The 5,809-nt window shown below is 69.5% G+C and carries 5 protein-coding genes and 1 pseudogene; 2 read left to right on the forward strand and 4 right to left on the reverse strand.

The annotated features are described in order from the left end of the window. The first annotated feature begins 1,267 nt into the window (after window positions 1-1,267). A complete protein-coding gene (locus AC08OP_RS19365; protein ID WP_476615481.1) occupies window positions 1,268-1,855 on the forward strand; it encodes a hypothetical protein in 588 nt (195 codons plus the stop codon). Window positions 1,856-2,049: 194 nt separating this feature from the next. After that, window positions 2,050-3,411: an ABC transporter substrate-binding protein gene (locus tag AC08OP_RS19370; protein WP_476598502.1), complete on the forward strand. Its 1,362-nt coding sequence runs from the start codon at window positions 2,050-2,052 to the stop codon at window positions 3,409-3,411. Between the two features lie 59 nt (window positions 3,412-3,470). Here AC08OP_RS19370 and AC08OP_RS19375 read toward each other — a convergent pair whose 3' ends face one another. From AC08OP_RS19375 to AC08OP_RS19390, 4 genes and pseudogenes are all read right to left on the reverse strand, one after another. Further along, complete coding sequence (locus AC08OP_RS19375; protein ID WP_462185733.1) at window positions 3,471-4,067, reverse strand: GTP-binding protein; 597 nt, start codon at window positions 4,065-4,067, stop codon at window positions 3,471-3,473. After that, complete coding sequence (locus AC08OP_RS19380) at window positions 4,048-4,407, reverse strand: DUF742 domain-containing protein (protein ID WP_476615482.1); 360 nt, start codon at window positions 4,405-4,407, stop codon at window positions 4,048-4,050. The genes AC08OP_RS19375 and AC08OP_RS19380 overlap by 20 nt, the downstream gene beginning before the upstream one ends. 25 nt (window positions 4,408-4,432) lie before the next feature. After that, window positions 4,433-4,855 carry a roadblock/LC7 domain-containing protein gene (locus AC08OP_RS19385; RefSeq protein WP_011435096.1) on the reverse strand — a complete coding sequence of 141 codons (423 nt, stop codon included), beginning with the start codon at window positions 4,853-4,855 and terminating at the stop codon, window positions 4,433-4,435. Then, window positions 4,852-5,809 (reverse strand): annotated as a pseudogene (locus AC08OP_RS19390) (histidine kinase); the annotation flags it as partial. The pseudogene AC08OP_RS19390 and the gene AC08OP_RS19385, both read right to left, overlap by 4 nt.

Here is a 5,809-nt window from a genome sequence, read left to right on the forward strand (position 1 = left end):
CTCTTCGACGGATCCTTGGAACGGGCACAGCTCGCCCCGCGTTCAACTGCCCGGTGTGGGCGCGCCCGCAGCGGGCCCGGGCCCCCTGAACCGGGAGGCCGGCGGGGTCCGTCCTGGTGGCGGTGGATCCGCCGGTCCGGGCGCGACCTCATCAACTCCGCCCCGCGGATTCGGGGGCGTGGCAGCCTATCTGCCGGGATCGGCGTCGAGTCGTCCCGGCAGGGACCCGGCTCCGGGAAGAAGGGGCCCGAACGGCGGTTCCGGGGGCAACGGCGGTTCCGGGGGACTGCCCCCACACTCCCGCCAGGACCGTCTGCGCTCCCGCCAGGATCGTCCGCGGGACCCCCGCGACGGCGGAGCGGATCTCGCAGGCTGGCGGACTCCCCTGTCCGGCACCGAAGACGTCGTCCGTCCTCTCCCGCCCAACGGGCCCAACGGGATCGCCGGACTGGTCCCCGGCCGTGAGGACCCGCTCTCCGGACCGCTCCCGGTGGCCCGGCGACGATCGTGGGTGGAGACTGCGACGGAGAGCGACTGGCGGATGCCGGCGAATCGGGCATCTGGACCGAGGGACTCGTTGGCCGGTCCGACTGACCGGCTGCCCGGCCAGAACGGGCTGCCCGCTCCGGACCGCGACCGGGCGCTCGCGGCCCCGGAGCGGCGGGCGGCTCCCGAGGCCGGCGCCGATGCGTCGCGGGCCAGCGGTCGGCCCGCCGACCTGGCTGTACCTCGGGTCGAGGAGACGATGACGACCGCTCGTCCGCTGTATCGGCCAGACGCCTCCGCGCCGCCGGCCGGGACCGGTGCGCGTGGCCTGGTCGGAACTCCGTTGCCGCCGGTGGGGCGCCGACCCGAGTCTCCCTCGGAGAGGACGTCCCTGGTGCCCCGGCGGGGATCGGGAAAGGCCAGAGGTGCCGGCCCCGCGCCGGATGACGACAGTGGCTGGCAGCCCTCCCGGTCGGTGCGCAAACCGAGTGGTCGCAGTGTGCCTGCCGACCGCCGTCGCACCCCGAATCCGGTGACCGACACCAACAATCTCCAACCGGTCTCGGCTCCTCAGCCCATCCGGTCATCCGGATCGACGCGATCGGGTGAGCGGGGTGCGGCGAACGGCGGCGAGCGCCGGCGTGGCACCGCGGACCGGGCCGGTCGCGCGGGCGGAACCGGCGCCAGGAGCCGTGGGCATGCTGGCCGGTATGAGGAGGGCGCCGGGGCCGGCGGCCATTCCGGGCCTGGGCGGCGGGCCTCCGGGCGTGATGCCCGCGCGGTGGGGCTGCGGGAACCGGGGGATGCCCGGGATGAGCCGGACGACGAGGACCTCTCCGGCGAGGATCGCCTCGCCTGGCTTCATCAGGGTTGGATCGGTCCTTTGGCCGTTGCGTTGGTCCTCGCGTTGCTCGCGGTTGGCGGCTATGCACTCCTGCGCGGCGATGGCGACGGCAAGAGCGCGCCGTCGGTTTCGCCGGCTCCCCCCATCGGCTCGCCGACGCCCACCACGACCAGCCCGGACGCGATCAATGGCAAGGCGATGATTGATGGCAGCTGGGAATGCCGGCTTGTTACCGGGACGAATCCCCTGAAGCTGTCCGACAATGTCGTCGGTGTGCTCGTGGTCGAATGGACCGCCGGTGCCTACAGTTGGGGCGGCACCGCCGGTCAGTACACGATCACGCCGGTGGCCGGTAATGACGGCGGGAATGTGATCGGCAACGTGAAGTTCACCGGCGGGCCACTGAAGGATCTTTCCGGGGTGCACATCGCCAAGCCCGGGGCCGGAATCCGCGACAAGGCGCAGGGCACGCTGGAACTCACCGCGAGTGGCAGTGCGCCGCACCGATACTGCGGGGTGAACTGAGAAGATCCATCCCTATGCTGACGGTAAGTGAAACACCGATATGTCGGATCTAAGGCGCCCCTGGTCGCCCGGGATCTGCCGAGTTCCGACCCCGGCTGTCGGATTCAGGGTGGCGTGGGGCAGGATCAGGTGCCATGCTCAGGTCTGACCGTAGTGAGGGTGGCGGACGGTGTCCCGCCGCTGGCAGGACGGATGTGGCTGGCGGTGCGGACGGGGGCGTCCCCGCTCCCCGGGAGAGCGGCCGACGGGCCGTAAACCGGCGCGGCCTGCTTCGCTGGGCCGGGACCGCGGCGGTCGCGGCACCGGCCGCCGGGCTGTTGGCCGCGTGCGGGGGCTCATCCTCCTCGGCTAGCGCGACGCGCAAGGTACGTCTCGGCTATGTGACGTCCCGGACGGGGGCGTTCCGCAGTTACAGCGTGGTCGACTCGTATGTGCTGCAGACGATGCGCACGATCCTGGCCGACGGCGTGAAGGTGGGGAACCGCACCTATCCCGTCGAGATCTTCGTCCGGGACTCCGAGTCGGACCGCCATGGCGCCGGGACCGCGACAACCGACCTGATCTTCAAGGACAAGGTCGACATCGTGCTGGTCGGTGGCACCTCCGACACCGCCATTCCTGTCGCGGACCAGTGCGAGATCAACCAGGTTCCCTGTATCTCCACAATCGCCCCGTGGCAGGCCTGGTGGAATGGCCGGGGCGGCAACGTCGACATGCCCTTCCGCTGGACCTACCACTTTTTCTGGGGCATGGAGGACCTGGTGGCGACTTACGTCGCGATGTGGAGCCAGCTCGGGATCACCAAGGTGGGGCTCATGTATCCGGACGACGACGACGGCCGCGCGTTCGCCGACCCGGACTTCGGAATTCCCACCATCCGCAACTACAACAACCTCCGGCTGACATCGCCGATGTCAGCCGGCTACTCAACCGGGGCGCCCTCATTCAAGACCTATATCGATGAATTCAAGAAGAACGGGGTGCAGGCCGTCGTCGGCGTGTCCCGGGCCGCGGACTTCGCCACCTTCCGGAAGGAGACCAGGGCCTCCGGTTACTCGCCGAACGCTCTGACGATCTCCAAGGCGATCTACTTCCAGGAGGATGTGCGTGGCCTCGGTACCGGTGGTGACGGTCTTACCACCGAGGTGGCGTGGTCACCGGCGCATCCCTTCCGTAGCTCGCTGACGAACAAGACGTCCCTGGAGCTGGCCAACGACTTCACCAGCGCCCGCGGTCAGGGGTGGACCCAGACCCTGGGATTTTCGTACGCCCTGTTCGAGGTCGCCGTCAAGGCGCTGAGCAACGTCGACTCCCTCGACAGTCGGGAAGCCGTCGCCACGGCCATCCGCGACGTCGACGCCCAGACCATCGTCGGACCCGTGGCGTTCGGAGCTCAGCCCAACGTCCCGAAGAACGTGGCCCGCATCGCCCTCGTCGGTGGTCAGTGGAACCAGAACCAGCAGGCGAACGATTTCAACCTCAAGATCGTCAATAATGCGGGTAACACCAAGGTCCCGCTGGAGGCCGAACTCCGCAAAGTTCCCTCGCCCGTCTGAGCTCGGGTCGGCTCGCTTGCCCGGGGCGACTGGCACCGGCCGCCCCGGGCGGGATCACCTCAGGTCCGTGCGGTTGCCCGCGACATCGTGTGCTCGACCACCGCGATCAGTGCGCTCTTGGTGGAGTCTCGGTTGCGGGCGTCGCAGGTGATGACGGGAACGGCCGGGCTGATCTGCAGTGCTTCCCGGACGTCCTCGATCGAGTGCCGCAGAATCCCGTCGAAGCAGTTGACGCCAATCACGAAGGGCAACTGCCGCTGCTCGAAGTAGTCGACCGCGGCGAAGCAGTCGGCCAGTCGGCGGGTGTCGGCGAGCACGATCGCACCGATGGCTCCCCGCACGATGTCGTCCCACATGAACCAGAAGCGGTACTGCCCGGGGGTGCCGAACAAGTACAGGATCAGATCCTCGTCCAGCGAGACTCGGCCGAAGTCCATGGCGACCGTGGTGGTGGTCTTGTCCATCAGGTGGGTGAGGTCGTCGATGTGGGCTCCCGCCTCGGTCATGACGGCCTCGGTGCGCAGCGGGACGATCTCGGACACCGAACCCACGAATGTGGTTTTTCCGGCGCCGAACCCGCCCGCTACTACGATCTTCACCGAGGTCGTGGCGACGGCGGAGTTGACCCGCCTGTTGTCAGAGCTTTCGAAGGCCACTGAGAACCCTTTCGAGCAACGCGAGATCCGGTGCCTCGTCGCGGTCAGGCTGCTGGTGGACGCGGACGAAGCCTTCGTCCGCCATGTCGCCTACCAGCACGCGGGCCACCCCGAGGGGCACCCGGAGGCCAGCGGCGATCTCCGCGATGGATCGCACCTGCCGGCACATGGCGGCGATGGTCTGTTGCTCCAGGTTGAGGCCGATCGCTTGTTCCTCGCCGAGAGGCGTCGTGAAGACGAGTGCCTCGATGGCGAGTTCATAGCGCGACCGAGTGCGCCCACCGGTCATCGCGTACGGACGGACGACCGGCCCGGGCGTGCCCTCGGGATCGATACTCACCCTGACTCCCTGTGTTGCCGTCCGGTCACCGCGGAAGGGTTCCCTGCAGCTCGGCGCGCAACGCCGGGGTCAGGACGTCCTTCGCCCGGCTGACCAGCAGTGCCATCTCATAGCCGACCAGACCGATGTCGCAGGATGGTGCCGCGAGCACTGCCATGCTCGCGCCGTCACTGATTGCCATGATGAAGAGAAAGCCGTGCTCCATCTCCACGACCGTCTGGGTGACGCCGCCCGCCTCGAAGACGCGGGCGGCGCCCTGGGTCAGGCTCACCAGTCCCGAGGCCACTGCGGCGAGCTGGTCGGCGCGATCCCGGGGGAAGCCGTCGGAGACGGCGAGTAGCAGGCCGTCTGCGGACACCACGACGGTGTGGGCGACACCCGGGACTCGATCGACAAAATTGTTGATCAACCAGTTGAGGTTCTGGGCTTCAGAACTCACGGGTGTCACCGTTCCTCCTGCGCGTCACGTCGAGGATTCCTCGCGGTGTCGACTCCGACATCACGTCCCTGCCGTACGCCCTGGTAGAAGCTGGCAAGCCGGCCTCCTACAGCCTCAGGAGATCTGGCCGAGGTGTCGGCGGGACGCCGGCGGGGCGCGGGTTCGGCGCTGCCGGGCACGAGATGGGTCATGGGAACTCGCACCGGTAGGCCCGACCGCGTCACGCCGCCTGTGCTCGGTTGACGCAACAACTCGGCCGCCTGCCAGCCGGCGTCCCCGGGAGATGTCCAGTTCTCCCGGGACGGGGTCTGCTGGGGCGTTGCCTGGTGCTGTGTTGCCTGGTGCTGTGTTGGCTGGTACTGCCCTGCCGTCTGATGGTGCGGGGCCGTCTGACGCGGGGCCGTCTGATGCTGGGCCGCGAAGGCCGGGACGGGCGGAGCCGCCGACGGCGCGTCCGCCGCGGGCTCCTCCCGCGCCGGTGTCCGGGTGCCCGTGAGCGGATCGACTCCGGAGCGGGCGGGGCCGCGTTGCCCGAAGGCCCCACCGAGCCCCGGACGGACCGGGGAACGGGCCGGTGGCGCCGCCGTACCGGCATCCGGCCCGGTGGGGTGGGCTGCCGCGGCTGCCGTCGAATGCTGGGCGGGCGCCCGACCGGACGGCGAACGTCGCTGGAACCACGCCGACACGGAGTCGAAGATCGGCGACGTCTCGATGTCGTCGGTGTCCCGGTCCGCCGTGGTCTGTTCGCCGGTGTCCTCGCCGGAGATCGCCTCCGTCGCCCCGGTATCGCGGAACCGCCGGGACCCGAGCGCCGACGCCGGCCGGTCGCGGGGACCGGTGGACTCCATGGGCTCCGATCGTTCCTGCGGAACGGGCCGGTTCTCGGAGCGGGCGAACACACTGCCGGCCCCGGGGGTCGGCTCCTCGGCCGACGGGGTCCGCTCACCGGCCTCGGGCCGGGTC

Source organism: Frankia sp. CeRuru1, from assembly GCF_977966315.1.